A 22,094-nucleotide genomic window follows, 5' to 3' on the forward strand; every position below is an offset into this window, starting at 1 on the left:
TACTACAGCTCCCTCATATTACAACAGCAGTTAATAATAACCCATGTAATTTTTTAACCATTACCTTGATTATTTTTACTCGTTTTGGAATAATCTTAGCGACTCGCGAAGATTCTCGGACAGTTCCTGAAGCGCAGCCGACAATTCCACAAGCCTCTCACTTACCCGATACTGCTCGGAGGACATCGAAGCAACCTCTTCCGTTGCCGCACTGGTTTCCTGAACGATGGAACTTGTAGAAAGAATCGAATCAGAAAGCTTCAGCTGATCCTTCATCAGCTCACCTACCATGGAAGTAGAGCCTTCAATCTCTGCAAGAAAAGCATCCATCTGTTGACGAACGTTTCCGAACACATCTTGAGCTTCCCGCACGGAATGAAGCTGTTCATCAAATAAAGGTGATGCCATCTTCAACGATTCAACCGCTTTTTGTACCTCGTCATGAATTTCCAGAGTAATTGAAGACACCGTATGAATTGACTCTTTTGAACGATCCGCCAATTTTCGGATTTCATCCGCCACCACCATAAATCCTTTTCCCGCTGTCCCTGCTCTGGCTGCCTCAATAGTCGCATTCACTGACAAAATGTTGGTTTGCTTCACCACTTCATTCATTAACTCCAGAATTTTATGTATAGACGACGTCTTGTCCTTAAGCATCTCGGCATTTTGTACGATCGCATGATTCACTTCATTGATCCTCATTGTTTTTTCGACCAGATGATTCATATGCCCATTCCCATTTCCCGTTACCTGAAGCACCCGATCTGCTGCTGATTCCATCCCCCTGTTGCATTCAACAACTTTCCTCATCTGCATACCGATACGATTAGCCAGGTCGTTCTCACGGTCAGCTTCAGCCGCGAGCCTGCCGCTTCCCTCCGCTACTTGCTCCATGGCAGCAGCGATTTCACCAGCTGTAATCGAAGTCGTCTTCGATACTTCCGTCAGCTCTTCTGCGGTCATCAGCACCTGCTCGGCTGAGGTATGAGTCTCTTTTGCAAGATTTGAAATTTGTATCATCATCTGGTTAAAGCTTTCACCAAGACGACCGATCTCATCTCTCCGATTGAACGTTGTTCTCACCTGCAGATTTCCTTTCTCCCCTTCTTCCATCAGCTTGCACATATCATTTAACGGCTTTCCCACAGTGCGCATCATGTAGTAGCCAATCAGCACAGCGATTATAATCGCAACCACGATCACACCCAGAGTAGCATACAGCAGTTTGTTCATGGCCAACAGGAAATCGCTTGTCGGTGCAAAACCTGCCAAATACCAATCGGTTGTCTTCATCTGCTTGTACACAACCATTTGTTCATCATTGGTATAATATGTCCCATCCTCTTTAGCTTCGAGTGGAATAGTTATAGGGGAGGTCTTCATCAATAGATTCCCATCCGGATCATGGATCACCTGATTGTCAGCCGTCATTAACCGCATTTGTCCGTGGCGTCCGATTTTCAAATTGGATAAAATCTCACCTACTGCCTTCTCCTTTACATCGATCAACAAAACATACTGAGCTTTCGGGTTTTGCAAGTTTTTAAGCAGCCTGCCCAGCGTGATGACAGCTGTCGATTCATTTCCCATGAACCCCTTCGTATCCGTGGGGAACCATACCGTTTGTCCGTCTGCTTTTATAATTTGATCGATCTTTTCTTTAACCATATCCGCTGAAGAAACGGCCGATGACCCCATGGAGCTGTAAGAAGCTGACGGTACCAGATCCATAGAGACAAGCCTCACCCCTTGCAGCCGGCTATCCGCTTGGACAATACCGTTAAGCCTCTCCCTAATACGTTCTTCGGATTTTGTTTTTTCAACGACCCCGATCCCCGGTGTAGTAACGCTCACCAAATCACTTCGAAGCCCCGTATCCACCGCGAGCTGTTTGGACACCCCCTCATATTGGGAAAATAAAAAGTCAAGCTTGTCCACCGCCTGTGCAATCTGACCTGAGGTTGCCTCGGTTACCTGATCCATAACCGTGTCTTTGGATACCTGATAAGAAATAAGCCCAAGCATGGCCGAAAGCAGCAATATCGCCGAGAAAAAAATAATAAACAGTTTCATACCGACCGATCCAAATTGAAATCGTCTCGCTACCTTCATATTCCTGCCCCCTTATAAAAACATGAAGAGGCACAGCAGCCATTGATTCAGTGCCGTACCTCTAGATGTACAAAACCCTTATCCTTTTTATAGTAATATTTAATTTTTTAACCTTTACTTGCGCCAGCCGTCATACCCTCTACCAGCAAACGCTGCAAGAAGACAAACAGAATCGTGATCGGTACTGCGATCAATACCGATGCGGCAGCAAACAATGTAAAGTTACTGTCCTGTGTTGAGTTGACCAAATCCCACAAGCCGACAGCCAGTGTCCAGTTCTCTTTTGTCCGAAGTACAAGTCTGGCAAAAATAAAGTCTACCCATGGACCGACAAACAAGGTCAGCGCCATATACGTAATCATCGGTTTGGACAGTGGCAAAATAATTTTGCGGAAGATCTGGAAGTTGGTCGCTCCATCGATCTTCGCTGCTTCATCCAGACTGCGCGGAATCGTATCCAGGAAGCCCTTCATAATCAAGGTACCACCAAGCGGAGCCCCTGCTGCATATACGATAATCATCGCCAAGTGTGTGTTCAAAAGATCCAGGGAATTCAGCAAAATGTAGATAGCGATCATACTCATAAAACCAGGGAACATCCCCAGAACGAGAATAACCGACAGTGCATTTTGACGTCCCTTAAACCGGAATCGAGATACCGCATAACTTGTCAGTAAGACCAGAATCGTTCCGATAATCATGGTGAACACTGCAATTTTCAGTGTGTTCATGTACCATGTACCAAACAGGAAGGTATCGGATGTAAACAACTCCTTGTAGTGATCAAGTGTAAATGATTCTGGGATAAACGTTTTACTGTAAAGCGACTTTCCGGGACGGAAAGAGGACAGAATAATCCAGAGCGCCGGGTATATACAACCGATCGCGATGATGACAAGCGTAATATAACTTGCCGTCAGGCGAATCGCATTTTTCATTTTAAGTCCCATTATTGGATCATATCCTCCTCTTTAAAAGATTTGGTTCGACGATAGTTGTAAATCGAGAAGCTGGCAATGATCATAAAGATAATAATACCGATCGCCGATGCCATGTTATAACGCTGCTGATCCAGTGTCAGTTTGTAGAGCCAGGTTACCAGCAGGTCCGTCGCTCCCGCGTATTGATAATCACCCACAACCGGGTTACCGTTGGTCAGGAGGAAGATCAAGTTGAAGTTGTTAATATTACCCGCGAATTGCGCAATCAGTACCGGCGCGGTAGAGAACAAAATCATCGGCAAAGTAATGATTCTAAACTTCTGGAAAGCGGTAGCGCCGTCCACTTCGGCGGCTTCATAAAGATCCTTCGGAATCGTAGTCAGCACACTCATTACCAAAAGCATGGATACAGGGATACCTATCCACATGTTAACGATAATAACCGTGACTTTTGCCCACATCGGATCAGTCAACCATGGCAGCCCATCCAGTCCGAAAAATCTTAAATATTGGTTGATCGGACCGAACTGGCCGTTAAACATGTTGCGCATAACCAGGAGCGAAATCAGCTGCGGAATCGCATATGGAATGATCAAAATAACGCGCCAAACACCTTTAAAGCGAATGCCTTTTTGCTGAATTAGCAGCGCAACCAGCACTCCGCCAAAATACGTCGTAACCGTTGCTAGAACCGCCCAGATGATCGTCCAGGTTAATACGCCAAAGAACGTATGGCTCCAGCTTTTCAAGGAGATCAGATTTTCAAATGTTTGAAACCCTACCCAATCCACCAGATTGGCATCCGGAATATGATCGGGCGCAGAATAGTTCGTAAATGCCAGCATGACCATGAAAATAATCGGCATGACGGTGAAGAACAAAATACCGATGGCAGGTAAGGTCAAAAAAGATTGAGCAAATTTGATCTCAAAAATATAGTTAAGGGTTTGTCTGAAATTGTTGGGCTTTTCACCCATTTCCCTTTGTTTTCCAGTATTATAGGCATTTCTGATATTGGCATAGTATGCAATAAGAAAAATAATAAGCATGATCACGGTGATAAGACCTTCAATCAGTAGATTGATGGAATGATCACCCGGTACCATTTGGGTTAACCCGTTTACTTTCTCCAAGCGACTTCCTTGATCACCCAGTGTGATCATTCCCCATAGGGCGTCACCCAGGTTATTGATAAAGAAATATAAACTGAATACACCTACGATAAGCAAAAGAACGCCTTTAATCCATTGACGATTATAAAGCTGTCCTAACCCCATGCAAACGGCTGACAATAAAGCGGCTATCTTACGATGTTGGCCCATGCTCCCTCCATTCCCCTCTTTCTAAAACTGAGGAATCACCCGCCGATGATCGGCGGGGGAACTTCTATATCATTTTCATACTAGAAAAGTCTTTATTGTGCAGCCCCGGAAGCATTCAGCTCTTTAACTTGGGCAACAGCTTTATCAAGCGTCTCTTTAACTTCTTTATTGTTATCCCAAATTTCAACCAGCGCCGCCCCTACAGGAGACCACACATTCGCCATTTCCGGAACAGAAGGCATTGGCTCGGAGTTATTGAACTGCTCTGTAAATACGGAGATATACTCATCGTTCTTGATTTGCTCATCTTCTTGAGCTTCAAGGTTGGTTGGAACCGATCCTACCAATTCGCTCAGCTTCAGCTGCGCTTCCTTGGTCGTTGCAAAATCTGCAAACAGGCGAGCGGCTTGCGGATATTTACTGTACGTGCTTACATACCAAGCTTTAATACCGGAAAGCGATTTTGCCGGCTGGCCGTTAATGGTTGGAATTGGAGCAACGCCAAGTTTGTCGCCGAGCGCTTCTTTATATCCTTCCAATTCCCATGGTCCGTTAATGTCCATGGCAAGGTCACCGGAAGTGAACAGACCGCGCTTGATGTCAGGAGTAATGTCCCCTGATTTAACCGGTAGAATTTCTTTTAACTGAGCGAATACTTCCATACTCTTGACAGCACCTTCGTTGTTCAGCCCGATATCGTTCACATCAGTTCCGTTCTCACCGAAGATATATCCCCCGTTAGTAGCAAGGAATGGATATGCGAAATACAGGTTACCTGTTTCGAACATGAAACCGTATTTATTTTTGTTTTTGTCCGTGAAAGTTTTGCTGAATTCAATGACTTCTTCCATCGTTTTTGGAGCTTCCTTCACCAAATCCTTGTTGTAGTACAACAAATAAGTTTCTGCTGCACGCGGATATCCATATAGAACACCGTCATAGCTTACACCTTGGATGGCAGTTTCACTGTTGCTGCTTTTGGTTTTCTCTTCATAAAAATCGTTTGGCAGCACCAGGTTTGTCGTTACTACTTTCCCCAGGTGGTCGTGCGGGAACAGCACAACGTCAGCCCCCAAGCCGGATGGTCCATCTTGAGCAAGCTTGGTTGCCTGGTCTGTTGGGTTCACTTCCTCAACCGTTACTTCTACACCGTACTTCTCAGTGAATTCTTTGGCGATTTCATCCGTATAGGCTCTCTCGTCTCTACTTTCCCATACAACCAGCTTCGCACCTTCTTCTGGCTTAAGTTCTGTATTTTCAGCAGGTGTTTCCGTAGCTGACGGCGTCTCAGCAGGCGCCTCTGTTTCTGGAGCTGCTGTTTTTCCTCCTCCGCACGCTGTAATAGCTATGGACAACGTAAAGGTTGCAGCCAGCGTAAGTAACTTCTTCATCTTCATCACAAGATTACCCCTCTCAATATAAGTGCAGAAAAAGTTGGATATCAGCGCAAACGTTTTCAGGGATGCTTTAATTCAGCTTCCCATATGTAGTTACAGCGGGATTTTTCTACATTCTGCATGCTGAAAGCGCTTCAACCACTAATGTAATCATACATCAACAATGTCATGTTGTAAAAACGTTTGCACACTGTATTTCAAGTGATTTTTGTACATTATCCTAAATCTAACTCTTGTTTTCACATTATTTCGCAACATTTCTCGATTTTATTGCTGAAAAATTGTAGATTTACACAATATTCAAAGGATTAGTCTATATTCGTAAAATAATTTTGGGCAAACGTTTGCTCAAAGAGCAGGATAATGCGTCAATGAATAGATTCTACTTTTGAAGTTCTTCAAAAGTGATCATGAAAACAACCTTGGTCCAGTTGGAATAACCGGACCAAGGTTGTCATTTAATTTATCCGAGGAAAGCGATAGAAGCTTTCGTTTTTCTGGCAAATGCAATAGGATTATCAATGGATTCCCAGTGAATATACATTAATCTTGGGCTTTCTTTCAGCCAGTGGTTATGCAAAGCAGTCACGGTAATACCGTTCCGTTGAAGATTTCTAATTAAACGATTCGCTTGGTTTTGGAAAACTGCCGTTTCCCCTAAGCAAAGCGCACGCCCTGACGAATCAAGGGATTCAAATGAGAAAAGTTGATAACGAACGAGCGGAGATGTCGTACGTCTTCCTAAGATTGTTGCATTAAAATTTCGAGCACGGCTGACAAAACAGACCGGTCCCGGATCGATTTCATGCTCTCCACCTAATATTCTCGCAAATTGATCACATAATCTTTGGAATCGACGACTCACTTTAACCTGTGACATGTAATACCTCCTCTTGGTTTTGCAACAACATATGATTTAACCAAGGGAAGTGTTTGGTACATTGACCTATTGAGATCAAGAAATGGGCTAAATATATTGAAGCAGACCTATAACCAATCTCTTCGCTCAAAAAAACGTTGTCCTATCCACAAAGCTCTCCTTCAAATTATTTTTAAATTCCATCTATGAAAAATAAATTCCAGATAAACAACAAATAAATAGAAAATAAGCTATATAAGTTGAACTAAACATTTTTACCAGCCTTATCGTTTGAAAGCAGATCATTTTTCCGATCGCTGTTGTAGCCAAATTATTTTGATCTAAACTGTTCAGGGTGATCATTTGACTACAAAGGCGAACACTGCCGTTTCTCCAAAATGATTCTGCTCTCTTTCGCCTTAGGCAAGCCGTTTCTTTCGTTCAACATATATAATATAACGACAAAGAAGAAGGAGGCCTCAATATGAGAGCTCCTTCTTCTTTCTTCTATAGCTATCCATCTTATATCAGCGCTTTTAGTGCAATATCCGAACGGCAGTGCTTCCCTTCAAAATGGATCTGTTCCGCGCGTTCATAAGCGGCTCTCCGCGCAGCTTCAATGTCCGGCCCAAGGCCGACAACGCCAAGCACACGTCCCCCGTTCGTTCGCCACGTTCCATCTTTATCCCGGGATGTCCCTGCATGGAAGACTAGGCAGCTGCCCACTTCCAGCTCCAGACCGGAAATGGGCAGACCTTTTGGATACGAAGCCGGATAACCGCCGGATGCCAGAATAACGCACACCGCAGCCTCATCGCTCCACTCCAGCTCCAGGTCAGCCAGCCTGCCTTGAACCGCTGCCAGAAATACCTCAAGCAGATCGGTCTTCAGCCGCGGCAGCACTACCTGCGTCTCCGGGTCCCCGAATCTCGCATTAAACTCTATTGTCTTCAGCTTGCCCTCCGGCGTGATCATCAGTCCCGCAAACAAAACGCCGCGAAACGGACGTCCCTCTGCAACCATCGCCTTCGCCGTCGGTTTAATAATCGTTTCAACAGCCTCTTCAATGATGGACGAATCAATATGAGGCAGTGGAGAGTACGTTCCCATACCGCCCGTATTCGGCCCCTTATCCCCATCATATACAGGCTTATGATCCTGGGCAGCGGACATCGGCTTGACGACCTCTCCGTCAACAAAAGATAGAATCGACATTTCCTGCCCTTCCAGGAACTCCTCGATCACAACCCGGCTGCCGGCTTCACCGAATACTTTGGACTGCATCATACTGTAGAGTGCCTCTTCAGCCTCCTCCATCGTCCGCGCAACGGTAACCCCTTTTCCTGCAGCCAGACCGTCAGCCTTAATGACGATCGGCGCCTTTTGCTCCCGCAGGTAAGCAAGCGCCTCATCGTAGTTTTCGAACTTTTGGTAGGCGGCAGTCGGAATGCCGTATTTCTGCAGTAGGTCCTTCATAAAGGTTTTGCTGCCTTCAATCTCAGCCGCATTTTTACGAGGGCCAAAAACAGGGATGCCGGTCTTGTCAAATGCATCTACGATGCCGTCAGCGAGCGGATCATCTGGTCCGACGACCACAAGTCCCACCTGCTTCTCCTCTGCCAAAGCCGTAAGTTTGTCAAAATCCGAAACGGCAATCGGCACGCACTGTGCTAACTGGGCAATGCCAGCATTGCCCGGCGCGCAATAGATCGTTCCCGCCTTCGGGCTCTTGGACAATGCCCAGACGATGGCATGCTCGCGTCCTCCGCCTCCGATAACCAAAATGTCCATGCTGTACCTCCCGTTTCATATTAGGATCGATATACCTACCCTTTCGATAATGGCTGAATCCGAAAAAACGGTAGCGCTGCCGACCTCCTCGGATTCCTCCTGCTTTCACATATCAATGCTTGAAATGTCTTACCCCTGTAAACACCATGGCAATTCCGTGCTCATTGGCCGCTTTGATCGACTCTTCATCCTTGATCGATCCTCCCGGCTGAATGATCGCCGTAATTCCAGCTTTCGCCGCAAGCTCAACTGTATCTCCCATCGGGAAGAAAGCATCCGACGCCAGCACGGCTCCCTTAGCCTTCTCACCGGCCTGCTCTACAGCGATCCGAGCGGAACCGACACGATTCATCTGACCTGCACCAACGCCTACCGTCATATCGTCAGCAGCAAGCACAATCGCATTCGATTTCACGTGCTTCACGACTTTCCATCCGAACAACAGCTGCTTTAGCTCAGCATCCGTTGGCTGGCGATCGGTAACGACCTTCAGATCCGACGCATCCAGTGAATGAACATCGCTCTCTTGTACGATCATACCGCCTTCGATCGACGTTACCGTAAGCACGCTTTTGCGATCTTTCGCGGAACCGAATTCGCCCATTTTTAGCAGACGAATATTCTTCTTCTTCGTAAGCAACTCCAAAGCTTCTGCTGTGAAATCCGGAGCTAAAATAATCTCTAAGAAAATATCTTTCAGCAGCTCGGCTGTCGGCGCATCAATCGTGCGGTTGGCAGCGACAATCCCGCCAAAGATCGATACCGGATCGGCATCATGGGCTTTTCTGAACGCTTCAAGTACATTCGTGCCAACACCCACACCGCAAGGATTCATATGCTTTACCGCAACGACAGCCGGTTCATCAAATTCCTTTACCATTTGCAGCGCAGCATTGGCATCATTAATGTTGTTGTATGACAGTTCCTTCCCGTGAAGCTGCTCCGCAGTCGTCAGAGTCCCGCTCGGAGCCAGCGGTTTCTTATAAAATGCCGCTTTCTGATGCGGGTTCTCTCCATAGCGCAAATCCTGGATTTTCTCATAAGTTACACTAAAGCGTTCCGGCATCGGATCACCTGTTACATTCGACAAATACTCGGAAATAAGCGTGTCGTACGCTCCGGTATGACGAAACACCTTCGCTGCAAGGCGTTTACGGGTTTCAAGTGTCGTATCTCCATCACGGCGGATTTCCTCCAGCACGGTATGATAATCGTTCGCATCTACGACCACACTGACAAATGCATGGTTTTTCGCGGCAGAGCGAAGCATCGTCGGACCGCCGATGTCAATATTCTCAATTGCATCCTCGTATTTAACATCAGGCTTGGCAATGGTTTCCTGAAATGGATACAGATTTACAACTACCAGATCAATATAATCAAGCCCCAAATCCTGCATTTGGCGACGATGTTCGCTGCTGTCACGAACAGCCAGCAAACCGCTATGCACTGCCGGATGAAGCGTCTTGACGCGTCCGTCCAAGATTTCTGGAAACCCCGTAACGTCTGAAATGCCGATAACCGGTACTCCCTCTTGGGCCAACAGATTTTTTGTCCCTCCTGTTGAAATAATCTCCATCCCAAGAGAAGCCAATTCGCGGCAAAACTCCACGATCCCCGTCTTGTCTGAAACGCTAACGAGCGCTCTTTTGATACTCACGTTCATTCCTCCCTAACATTTTCGAAAGTTCTCCCATATATTTGTCTTTGTAACATAAACGCTGTCGATAACAGATAATTGCCAAAGTATTTCCCGAGAAATATCGAATATGTCGATCACTAAATGCTTTGTCCAGCCTTATCTTTTTCAGATTTCCATGGTCACATCACGATCGATCAACCTAATTTTCCCCGCCGCAAACCAGGATACGACTTCAGGATACAACTGCTTTTCAACAGCTTGAATTCGCCGGGTCAGGGATGCTTCATCATCCCCCTCAACTACTTCTACAGCACGCTGAGCAATGACCGGACCAGTATCCATTCCTTGATCTACAAAATGAACGGTGACTCCGGTTATCTTCACCCCGTATTCCAATGCCTGTCCTATCGCATTTTTACCCGTAAACGAAGGCAACAGAGACGGATGAATGTTAATCATTCGACCGGTATAAGGTTCAACCAATACGGAAGTAAGCAGCCGCATATAACCTGCCAGGACAATCAGATCAATCTTTCGTCGCTGCAGTTCCAACGCGATCTCGCGTTCATAATCCTCTCTTGATGCATAATCCTTCGGCTGAAATACAAACATGTCAACCCCCGCTTCGCGGGCCCGCTGAATGACAGGTGCCTGCGGCTTATCGCATACCAACAGATTAATTTCTCCACCGAGTACACCACTGGCTTGCGCGTCAACTAAACTCTGAAAGTTGCTTCCTGTGCCAGAAGCGAACACTGCAATTCGGTATGAGCCCATCACACATCCGCTCCTGTAAAGGTAACAGCTCGCTCTCCTTCTGTGACATGGCCGATAACAAAAGGCTCTTCCCCGGAAGAACGCAGAAGCTGCATTGTTTTATCAACATCCTGCTTTGATACGACAACAACCATGCCGATTCCCATATTAAAAGTCGTAAACATGTCTTTGTTTGAAATATTGCCCTGCTCCTGCATCAGCTTAAAGATCGGCAAGATCGGCCATGAACCGTATTCGATGTCAACATTGACGTGATCCGGCAGCATACGCGGAATATTTTCAATAAATCCACCGCCCGTAATATGTGCCATCCCTTTCACATCAATTTCCTTCATCAAAGCCAGCAGCGGTTTCACATAAATCTTGGTTGGAGCAAGCAAAACATCACCAAGGGGTTTGCCCAGCTCAGGCATGACCTTATCCAATGCATATCCCTTTTCTTCTAACAGCAGCTTTCGAACGAGTGAAAAACCGTTGCTGTGCACGCCGCTTGAAGCCAGTCCGAGGACAACGTCACCAGCTGAAATCGATGATCCGTTAATCATCTTGCTTTTGTCGACAATCCCGACCGTAAATCCGGCGATATCATATTCTCCCTCAGCGTACATTCCCGGCATTTCTGCCGTTTCCCCGCCGATTAAAGCACATCCGGCCTGATTGCAGCCGTCCGCGATCCCTTTGACAATCGACTCGATTTTTGCAGGGATCACTTTGTCACAAGCTAAATAATCGAGAAAAAAGAGCGGTTCCGCACCTTGCACCACAACATCGTTTACGCACATAGCCACTGCGTCCATTCCGATGGTATCATGACGGTCCATCGCAAATGCGAGCTTCAGCTTTGTGCCGACGCCGTCGGTGCCCGAGACGAGAACCGGCTCTTCATATTGATCCTTATTCAGTTGAAACAGCGCTCCAAATCCGCCCAGATCCGTCATCACTTCCGGTCTAAACGTCGTTTTGACGTGCTTTTTCATCCGTTCAACCGCTTCATTGCCTGCCGCAATATCTACACCGGCGTTTTTATAAGTATCAGACACGTGCTTTACACTCCTTTGTTAAAAAGAGAATTAAGTTGAATAATATTCAATAACCTTAATGACTCAGCAGACAAACTTAAACGACTTCCGCCATTCTCCAACGACAAAACATACGTTATACAAAAAATCAAAGATATCCGGAGACAGCCGTGCACCTGCCCCTTGGCTGCTCCGGAACTGAAAATCAGCGATTGCAGCCCATCTTTTCCTCGCCTTTAAAATCAAGACGGGTCGGATAATCATTATCAAAACATGCCAGACACAGCCCGCCCTTATAATTCTCTACATCATATCCACCGATCGCTGCAATCAGCCCTTCCGCGCTCAGGAACGACAAGGAATCGGCATTGATCTCCTGGCGTATTTCCTCAATACTTTTCGCGGAAGCGATAAGCTCCCGCCGATCTGGTGTGTCTATACCGTAGAAGCAAGGGTTCTTGAACGGCGGCGAAGTAATGCGCACATGCACTTCAGACGCTCCTGCATCGCGTAGCAGATTGACGATCCGCCGGGACGTTGTCCCGCGCACGATGGAGTCGTCAATCATGACGACTCGCTTACCTTCCACCACACGCCGCACCGCACTCAGCTTCATCTTCACACCCTGCTCACGCAGCTCCTGGCTCGGCTGGATAAAGGTTCGGCCGGTATATTTGTTTTTGATCAGCCCAAGCTCATATGGTATGCCCGTCTGCTCGGCATATCCAATCGCAGCTGAAATGCTGGAATCCGGAACGCCGGTTACGACATCCGCATCAACGAATGACTCCAAGGCCATCTTGCTGCCCATCCGTTTACGGGCGGAATGGAGATTCGATCCGTTCAGATCACTGTCCGGACGGGAGAAGTATATATACTCCATCGCGCACAGCGCTTTTCGTGCAGGCTCCGTATATCGGTCCTCATGCAGTCCGTTTGCGTCCAGTACGAGCAGCTCGCCCGGTTCAATGTCACGGATCGGCTCCGCACCGATAACTTCCATCGCACACGTTTCAGATGCAAATATATAAGCACTGCCGAGACGCCCCATCGTTAAAGGTCGAAGGCCGTTCGGATCAGAAGCAACCAACAGCTTGTCATTGGTCATCAGTAAGAAAGCGAATCCGCCAACAAGACGCTTGAGCGCATCCTTGGCCGCTTCGACAAAATCCTTGGGTGATCGTGCGATCAAATGAGCGATCACTTCCGTATCACTTGTCGTTTGGAAGATCGATCCTGAACTTTCTAACTCTTGCCGAAGCATCGGCTCATTGACAATATTGCCGTTGGTAGCAATCGCCAGATCGCCCTCACGGTATTTGAAAACAAGCGGCTGTGCATTGCTTAAGCGGCTGTCCCCGCTGGTCGAGTAACGAACATGTCCGATCGACATATTGCCTGTTAACGAACCCAGCCGATCCTTGTCAAACACTTCTTTAACCAAACCCATACCCCGATGGTAGTTAAACTCATGTCCGCCGGCTGTACAAATTCCTGCACTTTCCTCACCGCGGTGCTGAAGCGCATGCAACCCGTAATAGGAAAGTGAGGCGGCATCCGGGTGTCCGAACACCGCGAACACGCCGCACTCCTCCTTGAGCTTATCGAAAATATCGCTCTTTCCCGTCCCTTGGTTATAATAATCACCAGTCCATAATCTTTCCGGTGTTACTTCATTCGACATGGGATGGCATCCTCCCAGACGGATTTCAAAACCTCCACCGATTCCTGCAAAGCGGAAGTACCGTTAATATGGATACTTAAATTCTCTCCGCCAACCCGGCCAATGGCTGCGAATGGGACACCCGCTTCTTTAAGCAATTGTTCCAGATCAGACTGCTTGTCAGGGGATATAGAAAGAATAATACGAGACTGGCTTTCACTAAAGAGCGCAATATCATGTCTCAGCTCCGTGTTCAAGCTGATCTGTGCTCCGATATTTCCACTGATACAGCTTTCAGCCAAAGCTGCCGCAAGTCCGCCTTCAGATACATCGTGAGCGGAGCGGACGAACCCGGACTGAATAGAGGTCAGAACGCTGTCCAGCAATTTTTTCTCCGTATGCAAATCAAGAACTGGAGGTCTGCCCTCCGAAACACCATGTACAATCGCCTGGAACTCACTGCCGCCAAGCTCTGCCCGTGTTTCTCCCAGCAGATAGATCACATCACCCTCCGCTTTGAAATCCTGGGTTGTAATATGATCGGTATCATGAATCAGACCTACCATTCCTACAACAGGTGTCGGGTAAATCGCACCCTTCTCGTTCTCATTGTAGAGACTGACGTTACCGCCGATCACCGGCGTGTTCAGCATGCGGCAAGCTTCAGCCATCCCGTCAACCGCACACTCCATCTGCCAGAAAATTTCCGGTTTTTCTGGACTTCCAAAGTTCAGATTGTCCGTAATCGCGAGCGGCTCGGCACCGGAGCATACAATGTTGCGGGCCGCCTCGCTGACTGCGATCTTCCCGCCCACCTCCGGATCGAGGTATACGTAGCGTCCGTTGCAGTCTGTTGTCATTGCAAGCGCCTTGCGTGTACCGTCAACCGTCACGACAGCGGCATCAGACCCTGGTCGAACAGCCGTACTCGTGCGAACCATATAGTCATATTGATTGTAAACCCATGCTTTGCTGGCAACGCTTGGGGAATCAAGCACCTTTTTAAGAGCGCCGCCAAGATCCTTCACTTCCTCATAACGAAGCGTATCAATTGAAGCCTGAGCTTCATAATAAGCAGGAACGGCGGAAGGTTTGTGATACACCGGACATTGATCGACCAGCGCCTCTACAGGCATATCCCCTACCACTTCACCTTGGTGAAGCAGCCGCAAACGTCCGTCATCCGTCACCTTTCCGACTTTAGCGCATATCACGCCCCAGCGTTCAAAGATTTCCATGGCCTTCTCTTCATTTTGCGGCTCCACGACGAACAGCATCCGCTCCTGGGATTCGGACAGCATCATTTCATAAGGCGTCATGCCCTCTTCCCGCTGCGGCACCTCATCCAAATACAGTTCTAACCCGTTACCCGCCTTGCTTGCCATCTCAGCGCTTGAACAAGTCAGTCCAGCTGCACCCATATCCTGAATCCCCAGGACAATGCCGCTATTAATAAGCTCCAGGCAAGCCTCCATAACAAGCTTCTCCATAAACGGATCACCGACTTGAACGGCTGTTCGGTTCGCTTCCGATTCCTCAGTCAGCTCAACAGATGCGAAGGTTGCACCGTGAATACCGTCTCGCCCGGTTGGAGGGCCAACGTAAAAGACTGGATTCCCCACGCCTTTAGCGACACCGCGCTGTATTTTGTCATGATCAATAATGCCTACACACATCGCGTTCACAAGCGGATTCCCGTCATAGTTATCATCAAAGACAACCTCTCCGCCAACCGTTGGAATCCCGATGCAGTTCCCATAGCCGGCAATACCGGAGACGACATGCTCGAACAGATATTTAACGCGGTCACTTTCTAGCTTGCCAAAACGCAAAGAATTCAGCAGGGCAACTGGTCTTGCACCCATCGAAAAAATATCACGAATAATACCGCCCACACCCGTAGCTGCTCCTTGATAGGGTTCTACAGCAGACGGATGGTTATGGCTTTCGATTTTAAACACGACGGCCTGGTTATCGCCGATATCAACAATACCTGCGCCTTCTCCAGGCCCCATCAGAACACGGGAACCAATGGTTGGAAAACGGCGCAACAGCGGCTTCGAATTTTTATAAGCACAGTGCTCCGACCACATGACACTAAAGACACCAATTTCTGTATAGTTAGGCTTTCGTCCCATAAAAGAACAGATCAGCTCATACTCGCTATCTGATACGCCCATTTGCTCATAAATCCGCAACTCTGCAATTTCCTCTGCGGTTGGTTCTTTAGCGGACACTTGCTGCTGCACCATGACGATCCCTCCATGTTTGAATAATGGATGTAAACATTGCCTTTCCGTCTTCTGAACCGAGTAGGCTGCTGACAGCCCGTTCCGGGTGAGGCATCATGCCGAGCACATTGCCGAGCTCGTTACAAATCCCTGCAATATCCGAGACGGAGCCATTTGGATTATCCTTATACGTAAATACGATTTGCCGGTTGTCCCGGAGCTTTTGCAGTGTAGCTTCATCACAATAATAGTTGCCTTCACCGTGGGCAATCGGTATAACGATTTCTTGCCCTTCCGTATAATTGCGTGTAAACGGTGTTTCATGATTTACTACTTTAAGCACACTGTCATGACAACGGAATTTCATGGATTCATTCCGGCGCAGCACACCTGGCAGTAGGCCCGCTTCCGTCAAAATCTGAAATCCATTACATATCCCCAAAATCAATTTTCCTTCTTCCGCCGCTTTGGCCACTTCGTTCATAACCGGGGCGAACCGGGAAATCGCACCGCACCGCAAGTAATCTCCATAAGAGAAACCACCGGGAATCAGGATGCAATCATAGGACGACAGATCCGTTTCGGTATGCCATACATAATCGACCGGCTCTCCCAATGCCTGCTCCACGGCTTTATAACAATCAATATCACAGTTGGAGCCAGGGAAGACAAGTACTGCAAATCTCATGTTTAGCCCTCCAATTCAAAACGATAATCTTCAACTACCGTATTGGCCAAAAGCTTTTCGCACATTTGCTTCAGACGTTCCTCCGCCTCCTGGCGGTTATCTGTATTCAGTTCCAGCTCCATATACTTTCCGATTCGAAGACTTTCCACTTCTTGAAACCCTACGGAATGGAGAGCTCCCTGTACCGCTACCCCTTGCGGATCTAATACGCTTTGTTTAATGGTGACATAAACCTTAGCTTTTAACATCTTCCCTGTTCCTCCTCGGTATCGTATATGATCATTGCCTACTTAAGACTGGCTGGTAACACTTGATGCCGTGATCCGGCGGTAAATCTCGGTATAACGATTCGACGTTTCCTCAACAACAGATACTGGCAGCGGTTGCGGCTTGCTGTTCTTGTCCCAATCCGATGACGCTAGATACGTGCGTACCGGCTCTTTGTCCATACTGTCGATTTCAATATCAAGCGCATAATTGCCCTTATCCCAGAAACGGGATGAATCCGGTGTGAACATCTCATCGATGACAATCACCTTGCCGTCAATCAGACCAAATTCAAATTTACAATCCGCCAAAATAATTCCCCGCTCCGCGCAGTAATCACGCCCGAACCGGTATAACTTCAAGCTCTGTTCCTGAAGCTCCAATGCAAGCTTTTCGCTCACGAGTTCCTTCATCCGCTCCATCGAGATATCTTCATCATGACCGACATCATTCTTGAAGGCAGGCGTGAAGATCGGCTCAGGGAACGGCTCATTTTTGCGCATCCCTTCTGGAAGACGGATTCCGTTAACCTCGCCGGCTGCCTGGTACTGACGCCAACCGCCGCCGGTAATATAACCTCGTACAACACATTCAATATCGATACGCTCTGCCTTCCGGGCCACCATGATGCGACCGTCCAGCAGTTCTTTGTTTTTGACAATATCCCCAAGCTGATTGACATCCGTATGGACCACATGATTGTGAATCAAATGCTTGGTCTGATCAAACCAGAACGAGCTCAGCTTATTCAGCACCACTCCCTTGGCAGGAACAGGGGGATCAAGCACATAGTCAAAGGCCGAGATACGGTCCGTGACCACGATCAGCATATGTTCTCCCAGATCGTACAACTCTCGAACCTTGCCTTTGTACAAAAGAGGCGCATCGACCAAGTCAACAGCTGTAGCAAGCGCAGGTAATGCCATGTTTTATCCCACTCCCTCTTTACTTTCTGATTACTGCTGATGCACTCGGCACAAATCGGTACTTTAGTTCAGACCCAGCCTCTCAAAAATCGTATCCACATGCTTCAGATGCCAGCTCGGGTTAAATGCATCCTCTATTTCCTCCGCGCTAAGCACTTCCGTAATTTGCGGTGTCGACTCAACAATCTCTCTGAACTGGCGCTGTTCTTCCCATGCTTGCATCGCCCGCGGCTGCACCGTATCATAAGCCTGCTCGCGGCTGAAGCCTTTGTCGATCAACTTCGTCATCACACGGCCCGAGAAAGGAACCCCATAAGTTCGTGCCATGTTACGCTTCATGTTGTCCGGGAATACAGTCAGGTTCTTCACGATGTTGCCGAAACGGTTCAGCATATAGTTCAGCAGCATCGTCGCATCCGGCAAAATGACACGTTCCACCGAAGAGTGGGAAATGTCACGCTCATGCCATAGCGGCACATTTTCATAAGCAGATACCATATGGCCGCGAATGACGCGGGCTAGACCGGAAATATTTTCGGAGCCGATCGGATTCCGTTTATGCGGCATCGCGGAGGAACCCTTTTGACCTTTAGCAAAAGCCTCCTCCACTTCACGCACTTCACTCTTCTGGAGCGCACGTATTTCGGTGGCGAATTTATCAAGCGACGTAGCGATCAAGGCCAGAGTTGCCATATATTCAGCATGGCGATCACGCTGCAGCGTCTGGGTTGAGATCAGAGCGGCTTTGGTACCAAGCTTCTGGCAGACAAACTGCTCTACAAAAGGATCGATGTTTGCATACGTACCCACAGCACCGGAAATTTTGCCGTATTGCACGCCGTCCGCTGCATGGCGGAATCGCTCCAGATTGCGGATCATCTCTTCATGCCACAGTGCCATTTTCAATCCGAAGGTTGTGGGCTCTGCATGTACGCCGTGCGTACGCCCCATCATCGGCGTATGTTTATACGCTATTGCCTTCTCCCGCAAAATCCCGATAAAACGAAGAATATCCTGCTCCAAAATATCATTGGCCTGCTTCAGCAGATAACCGTTCGCCGTATCCACTACATCCGTGGAGGTCAAACCGTAATGAACCCATTTGCGTTCCTCACCAAGACTTTCTGAAACCGCACGCGTAAAGGCAATGACATCGTGACGAGTCTCCTGCTCAATTTCATAAATCCGTTCAATGTCAAAAGAAGCGTTCTTTCGCAGCTTCACTGTATCTTCCTTCGGAATGACCCCCAGCTCAGCCCAAGCTTCGCAAGCGCACAGCTCCACTTCAAGCCAGGCTCTGAACTTGTTTTCCTCGGTCCAAATAGCCCGCATTTCCGGTCTGCTATAACGTTCGATCATAATTAATGCCTCCAAATATTAGTTTGCTCGACCCATGCCAACGCATCTTCCACACTTCCGCATAACAGGTTAACATGGCCCATCTTGCGGTTATGCTTACTGTCGCTTTTTCCGTATAAATGAAGCTTCGACACAACACCCAGCGACTCGGCTGCCGGATCATACATAGTAGTGCGGCGAATCACTTCATCCAGATGCTGTCCCAGCACGTTCACCATCACGACCGGGCTCAGCAGCGTTGTGTCCCCAAGCGGAAGGTTGCATATCGCTCTGACATGCTGTTCGAACTGGGAAGTCGTGCATGCCTCCATCGTGTAATGTCCCGAATTATGCGGTCTTGGTGCAACTTCATTCACATAGAGGGAACCGTCTTCTGTCAAAAACATCTCGACGGCAAGCAGTCCCACAGCGTTCAAGCCTTTGGCCACCTGTTCAGCAAGCTGGCACGCTCTGCGCTGCACCTCACTCGGTATTCGTGCCGGCACAATCGACAGATGCAAAATATTGTTCACATGAATATTTTCAGCCGTTGGAAAGCTTTTCACTTCACCTTCTGGCGTACGTGCCGCTATTACCGATATTTCACTTGTGAACGAAATGAATTTCTCTAGTACGAGTTCCGCGCCTGTAGATGACAGCTCCGCATAAGCAGCTTCCAGCTGTTCTTCCTGACGCAAGACAATCTGACCTTTCCCGTCATAACCACCGGTAGCTGTCTTCAGCACACATGGGAGACCGAGCTCAGCCGATGCTTCTTTCAAGCTTTCCAGGCTTGTGATCTTTCGGTACGGCGCAACTGGCACTCCGGCGGCCTCGATAGCCGCTTTCTCGCGAAGCCGGTGCTGAGTCGTATAAAGAAGCTTGCTCCCCTGCGGAACGTATGAACGCTCCTCCAGCAACTTCGCTACGCCTGCATCCACATTCTCGAATTCATAAGTAATGACATCGGCTTGAGAAGCGAGTTCTTCCGCCGCTGTCACATCGTCATATGAAGCGATAATCTGCTCAGCGATCTGTCCGAGCGGAGAATTCGGCGTCGGCTCCAATGTAATGAACCTGTAGCCCATTTTCGTTCCATCCAGCGCCATCATCCGGCCCAGCTGTCCTCCCCCGAGAACACCGATCACCGATCCCGGCAACAATGTTTTACGCTGACTCCCATTTCCCTGATTCATGCCCTTGCCATTATCACGATGCAAAGTCGTATGCTCTGTCATAGATCATCACTGCCCTTCAGCACTTCGTCACGAATCCGGTCCCGTCGCTCCTGAACCTTGGCACGAATATCCAGATCGCTGGAGCCTAAAACTTGAGCAGCTAATAGCCCCGCATTGACCGCTCCGGCCCGGCCGATCGCAACCGTTGCAACCGGAACGCCTCCTGGCATCTGCACGATAGAGAGCAAAGAATCCAGACCGTTTAAAGCTTTCGACTGAACCGGAACACCGATGACAGGCAGTACGGTCTTGGCAGCGACCATTCCCGGAAGATGTGCAGCACCTCCGGCACCGGCAATGATGACCCGAATACCACGTGCTTCCGCTTCCTCTGCATACCGGAACATCAAATCCGGTGTTCGGTGTGCGGATACAACCTTTTTCTCATACGAAATCCCCAGCTCATCCAGTACCTGGCACGCATGGGACATCGTTTCCCAATCCGACTGACTCCCCATAATAACTGCAACTTGCACCGTCATGAATTCATCTGCTCCCTTACCTTTTTTCTTAATTCTAATAAAAAAAGTCCGGCTCCCCGTATGATCATGTGCGGGACATCGGACTTGTCGGGAATACTGTTTCCTTCTTCCTGTGTCGTTGCAGCACAAAGGCAGAAGAAAGAAACTTGACGTTATTTCGCCGTAGAACCCAAAACAACAATTCTTCAAAGCTCATCAGCACCGCTGTATTCCCTCGTAGTCCGAAAATTTACGGTTTTCGGGTAGAAACTTCCGGGCCGTATTCCCGGCTTTATACGAGATATATTAAATTACTGAAATTTACATTGATTAAGATGATTTGTATTTGAACAAGTCCAGTTTATCAATCTACAACGCCTTATGTCAACCTAAACCCGAACATTCTTTTATTACATAAAAACAATGTTCGTTTTTTCACCTGAAGAAATAAAAAAAAGAAACGCCTTTAACATCCTGCACAAAGATGAAAAGCGTTCCTTTAAAAAAGATATTATTTCACGACAAGAACGGGGATTTTTGCGTGCTGGACCACATTGTGGCTAACGCTGCCGAGGACAAACTCTCGAATCCCGCCTAAGCCGCGGCTGCCGATCACAATCAAGTCAACTTCATTTGTTTTGGCATATTCCAAAATGACCTCTGCCGGAGATCCTTGAATCATTTCAACCCTGCTGTCTACATCGGCATGCTTCATACGCTCTTTAAGTTCATCCGTTGTCTGAACCGCAAGGTCATATATATCTTTGTTAAGCGATGCCGGAATAGGTGCAAGCCCTTCACCGACAAAAAAACGCGGGTAATCATATGCATGTATAATATCGAGTGTAGCCCCCGGTGTCACTTTAGCAAGCTCAACCGCTCGGCCAAGCGCTTTGATCGAAGCTTTAGATCCGTCATAAGCCAGTAAAATTTTGGTGAATAACATACAGGCCACCTCTTTCGTTAACATGTTAAGACGAACTGCAACATCATTAAACCATTACAGGGACAGATGAATCCTCCCTTCACAAAAGCGACTTGTTCAAAAAAACACGTGGGTATGTAGGACACGACACGAACTTACTTCCATAAAAATCCGTAAAGAATTGCATTTAAAAATAACAGCAGCGGTATACCTATTTTAAAAGATAAATGTCTCGTTTTATGCCGCTTTCGGTACATGGCCGTCCACACGCCGAAGGCACCTCCAACAACTGCAAGCAAAAATAACGTTCTTTCAGGAATACGGTCCTTTCCAAGTTGGGCTCGTCGTTTATCATCCGACATAACCAGATAAGCTACAACATTTATAAATACAAACCAGGCGCCCAGCGCAGTTCTCAAGCTGCTTTCGCACCTCCAATCCCTGTCAAACTTTTATTTGACAGGCATCATTATTCCTTACTTTCATTATAGATC

At 47.8% G+C, this 22,094-nt stretch carries 19 protein-coding genes and 1 riboswitch; all 19 genes read right to left on the minus strand.

Features of this window, described 5'->3' with window-relative positions:
• Positions 1–75 precede the first annotated feature (75 nt).
• Positions 76–2,115, minus strand: a complete 2,040-nt coding sequence (locus C8268_RS17725; protein WP_106768892.1) for a methyl-accepting chemotaxis protein — start codon at positions 2,113–2,115, stop codon at positions 76–78.
• Between the two features lie 107 nt (positions 2,116–2,222).
• Complete coding sequence (locus C8268_RS17730; RefSeq protein WP_106768893.1) at positions 2,223–3,065, minus strand: sugar ABC transporter permease; 843 nt, start codon at positions 3,063–3,065, stop codon at positions 2,223–2,225.
• Entirely contained in the window at positions 3,065–4,378 is a 1,314-nt protein-coding gene (locus tag C8268_RS17735; protein WP_106768894.1) for a sugar ABC transporter permease, read from the minus strand. The genes C8268_RS17730 and C8268_RS17735 overlap by 1 nt, the downstream gene beginning before the upstream one ends.
• 92 nt (positions 4,379–4,470) lie before the next feature.
• Complete coding sequence (locus tag C8268_RS17740) at positions 4,471–5,775, minus strand: sugar ABC transporter substrate-binding protein (RefSeq protein ID WP_106768895.1); 1,305 nt, start codon at positions 5,773–5,775, stop codon at positions 4,471–4,473.
• Positions 5,776–6,238: 463 nt separating this feature from the next.
• On the minus strand, positions 6,239–6,655 hold the full coding sequence (locus C8268_RS17745; RefSeq protein WP_106768896.1) for a DUF1259 domain-containing protein: 417 nt from the start codon (positions 6,653–6,655) through the stop codon (positions 6,239–6,241).
• Between the two features lie 501 nt (positions 6,656–7,156).
• Positions 7,157–8,425, minus strand: coding sequence for a phosphoribosylamine--glycine ligase (purD, locus tag C8268_RS17750; protein ID WP_106768897.1), 1,269 nt, complete (start codon positions 8,423–8,425; stop codon positions 7,157–7,159).
• Between the two features lie 112 nt (positions 8,426–8,537).
• Complete coding sequence (gene purH / locus C8268_RS17755; RefSeq protein ID WP_106768898.1) at positions 8,538–10,085, minus strand: bifunctional phosphoribosylaminoimidazolecarboxamide formyltransferase/IMP cyclohydrolase; 1,548 nt, start codon at positions 10,083–10,085, stop codon at positions 8,538–8,540.
• Positions 10,086–10,232: 147 nt separating this feature from the next.
• Complete coding sequence (gene purN / locus C8268_RS17760; protein WP_106768899.1) at positions 10,233–10,844, minus strand: phosphoribosylglycinamide formyltransferase; 612 nt, start codon at positions 10,842–10,844, stop codon at positions 10,233–10,235.
• Positions 10,844–11,884: a phosphoribosylformylglycinamidine cyclo-ligase gene (gene purM / locus C8268_RS17765; RefSeq protein WP_106768900.1), complete on the minus strand. Its 1,041-nt coding sequence runs from the start codon at positions 11,882–11,884 to the stop codon at positions 10,844–10,846. The genes purN and purM overlap by 1 nt, the downstream gene beginning before the upstream one ends.
• A gap of 184 nt (positions 11,885–12,068) precedes the next feature.
• Positions 12,069–13,547, minus strand: a complete 1,479-nt coding sequence (purF, locus tag C8268_RS17770; RefSeq protein ID WP_106768901.1) for an amidophosphoribosyltransferase — start codon at positions 13,545–13,547, stop codon at positions 12,069–12,071.
• Positions 13,532–15,775 carry a phosphoribosylformylglycinamidine synthase subunit PurL gene (purL, locus tag C8268_RS17775; protein WP_106770009.1) on the minus strand — a complete coding sequence of 748 codons (2,244 nt, stop codon included), beginning with the start codon at positions 15,773–15,775 and terminating at the stop codon, positions 13,532–13,534. The genes purF and purL overlap by 16 nt, the downstream gene beginning before the upstream one ends.
• Positions 15,753–16,445: a phosphoribosylformylglycinamidine synthase subunit PurQ gene (purQ, locus tag C8268_RS17780; protein WP_106768902.1), complete on the minus strand. Its 693-nt coding sequence runs from the start codon at positions 16,443–16,445 to the stop codon at positions 15,753–15,755. Before purQ ends, purL begins: the two co-directional genes overlap by 23 nt.
• Before the next feature lie 2 nt (positions 16,446–16,447).
• Positions 16,448–16,693, minus strand: coding sequence for a phosphoribosylformylglycinamidine synthase subunit PurS (gene purS / locus C8268_RS17785; RefSeq protein WP_106768903.1), 246 nt, complete (start codon positions 16,691–16,693; stop codon positions 16,448–16,450).
• A gap of 42 nt (positions 16,694–16,735) precedes the next feature.
• Entirely contained in the window at positions 16,736–17,638 is a 903-nt protein-coding gene (locus C8268_RS17790) for a phosphoribosylaminoimidazolesuccinocarboxamide synthase (RefSeq protein ID WP_106768904.1), read from the minus strand.
• 63 nt (positions 17,639–17,701) lie between these two features.
• Positions 17,702–18,997, minus strand: a complete 1,296-nt coding sequence (purB, locus tag C8268_RS17795; RefSeq protein ID WP_106768905.1) for an adenylosuccinate lyase — start codon at positions 18,995–18,997, stop codon at positions 17,702–17,704.
• A gap of 2 nt (positions 18,998–18,999) precedes the next feature.
• Complete coding sequence (purK, locus tag C8268_RS17800) at positions 19,000–20,172, minus strand: 5-(carboxyamino)imidazole ribonucleotide synthase (protein ID WP_106770010.1); 1,173 nt, start codon at positions 20,170–20,172, stop codon at positions 19,000–19,002.
• Between the two features lie 38 nt (positions 20,173–20,210).
• Positions 20,211–20,696, minus strand: coding sequence for a 5-(carboxyamino)imidazole ribonucleotide mutase (gene purE, locus C8268_RS17805; RefSeq protein WP_106768906.1), 486 nt, complete (start codon positions 20,694–20,696; stop codon positions 20,211–20,213).
• 197 nt (positions 20,697–20,893) lie between these two features.
• Positions 20,894–20,995: riboswitch (purine riboswitch) on the minus strand.
• Positions 20,996–21,186: 191 nt separating this feature from the next.
• Positions 21,187–21,621: a universal stress protein gene (locus tag C8268_RS17810; RefSeq protein ID WP_106768907.1), complete on the minus strand. Its 435-nt coding sequence runs from the start codon at positions 21,619–21,621 to the stop codon at positions 21,187–21,189.
• A gap of 134 nt (positions 21,622–21,755) precedes the next feature.
• Positions 21,756–22,019: a DUF1294 domain-containing protein gene (locus C8268_RS17815; RefSeq protein WP_106768908.1), complete on the minus strand. Its 264-nt coding sequence runs from the start codon at positions 22,017–22,019 to the stop codon at positions 21,756–21,758.
• Positions 22,020–22,094: the final 75 nt, after the last annotated feature.

Origin of the sequence: Paenibacillus faecalis (assembly GCF_900289175.1) — a bacterium.
In the GTDB taxonomy this organism is placed as follows: domain Bacteria; phylum Bacillota; class Bacilli; order Paenibacillales; family Paenibacillaceae; genus Paenibacillus_AQ; species Paenibacillus_AQ faecalis.

Bases quoted from the DNA above. Each gene is read 5' to 3' on its own strand.
- C8268_RS17725 (WP_106768892.1), bottom strand. From the start codon at position 2,115: ATGAAGGTAGCGAGACGATTTCAATTTGGATCGGTCGGTATGAAACTG.
- C8268_RS17730 (WP_106768893.1), bottom strand. From the start codon at position 3,065: ATGGGACTTAAAATGAAAAATGCGATTCGCCTGACGGCAAGTTATATT.
- C8268_RS17735 (WP_106768894.1), bottom strand. From the start codon at position 4,378: ATGGGCCAACATCGTAAGATAGCCGCTTTATTGTCAGCCGTTTGCATG.
- C8268_RS17740 (WP_106768895.1), bottom strand. From the start codon at position 5,775: ATGAAGATGAAGAAGTTACTTACGCTGGCTGCAACCTTTACGTTGTCC.
- C8268_RS17745 (WP_106768896.1), bottom strand. From the start codon at position 6,655: ATGTCACAGGTTAAAGTGAGTCGTCGATTCCAAAGATTATGTGATCAA.
- purD (WP_106768897.1), bottom strand. From the start codon at position 8,425: ATGGACATTTTGGTTATCGGAGGCGGAGGACGCGAGCATGCCATCGTC.
- purN (WP_106768899.1), bottom strand. From the start codon at position 10,844: ATGGGCTCATACCGAATTGCAGTGTTCGCTTCTGGCACAGGAAGCAAC.
- purF (WP_106768901.1), bottom strand. From the start codon at position 13,547: ATGTCGAATGAAGTAACACCGGAAAGATTATGGACTGGTGATTATTAT.
- purQ (WP_106768902.1), bottom strand. From the start codon at position 16,445: ATGAGATTTGCAGTACTTGTCTTCCCTGGCTCCAACTGTGATATTGAT.
- purS (WP_106768903.1), bottom strand. From the start codon at position 16,693: ATGTTAAAAGCTAAGGTTTATGTCACCATTAAACAAAGCGTATTAGAT.
- C8268_RS17790 (WP_106768904.1), bottom strand. From the start codon at position 17,638: ATGGCATTACCTGCGCTTGCTACAGCTGTTGACTTGGTCGATGCGCCT.
- purB (WP_106768905.1), bottom strand. From the start codon at position 18,997: ATGATCGAACGTTATAGCAGACCGGAAATGCGGGCTATTTGGACCGAG.
- purK (WP_106770010.1), bottom strand. From the start codon at position 20,172: ATGAATCAGGGAAATGGGAGTCAGCGTAAAACATTGTTGCCGGGATCG.
- purE (WP_106768906.1), bottom strand. From the start codon at position 20,696: ATGACGGTGCAAGTTGCAGTTATTATGGGGAGTCAGTCGGATTGGGAA.
- C8268_RS17810 (WP_106768907.1), bottom strand. From the start codon at position 21,621: ATGTTATTCACCAAAATTTTACTGGCTTATGACGGATCTAAAGCTTCG.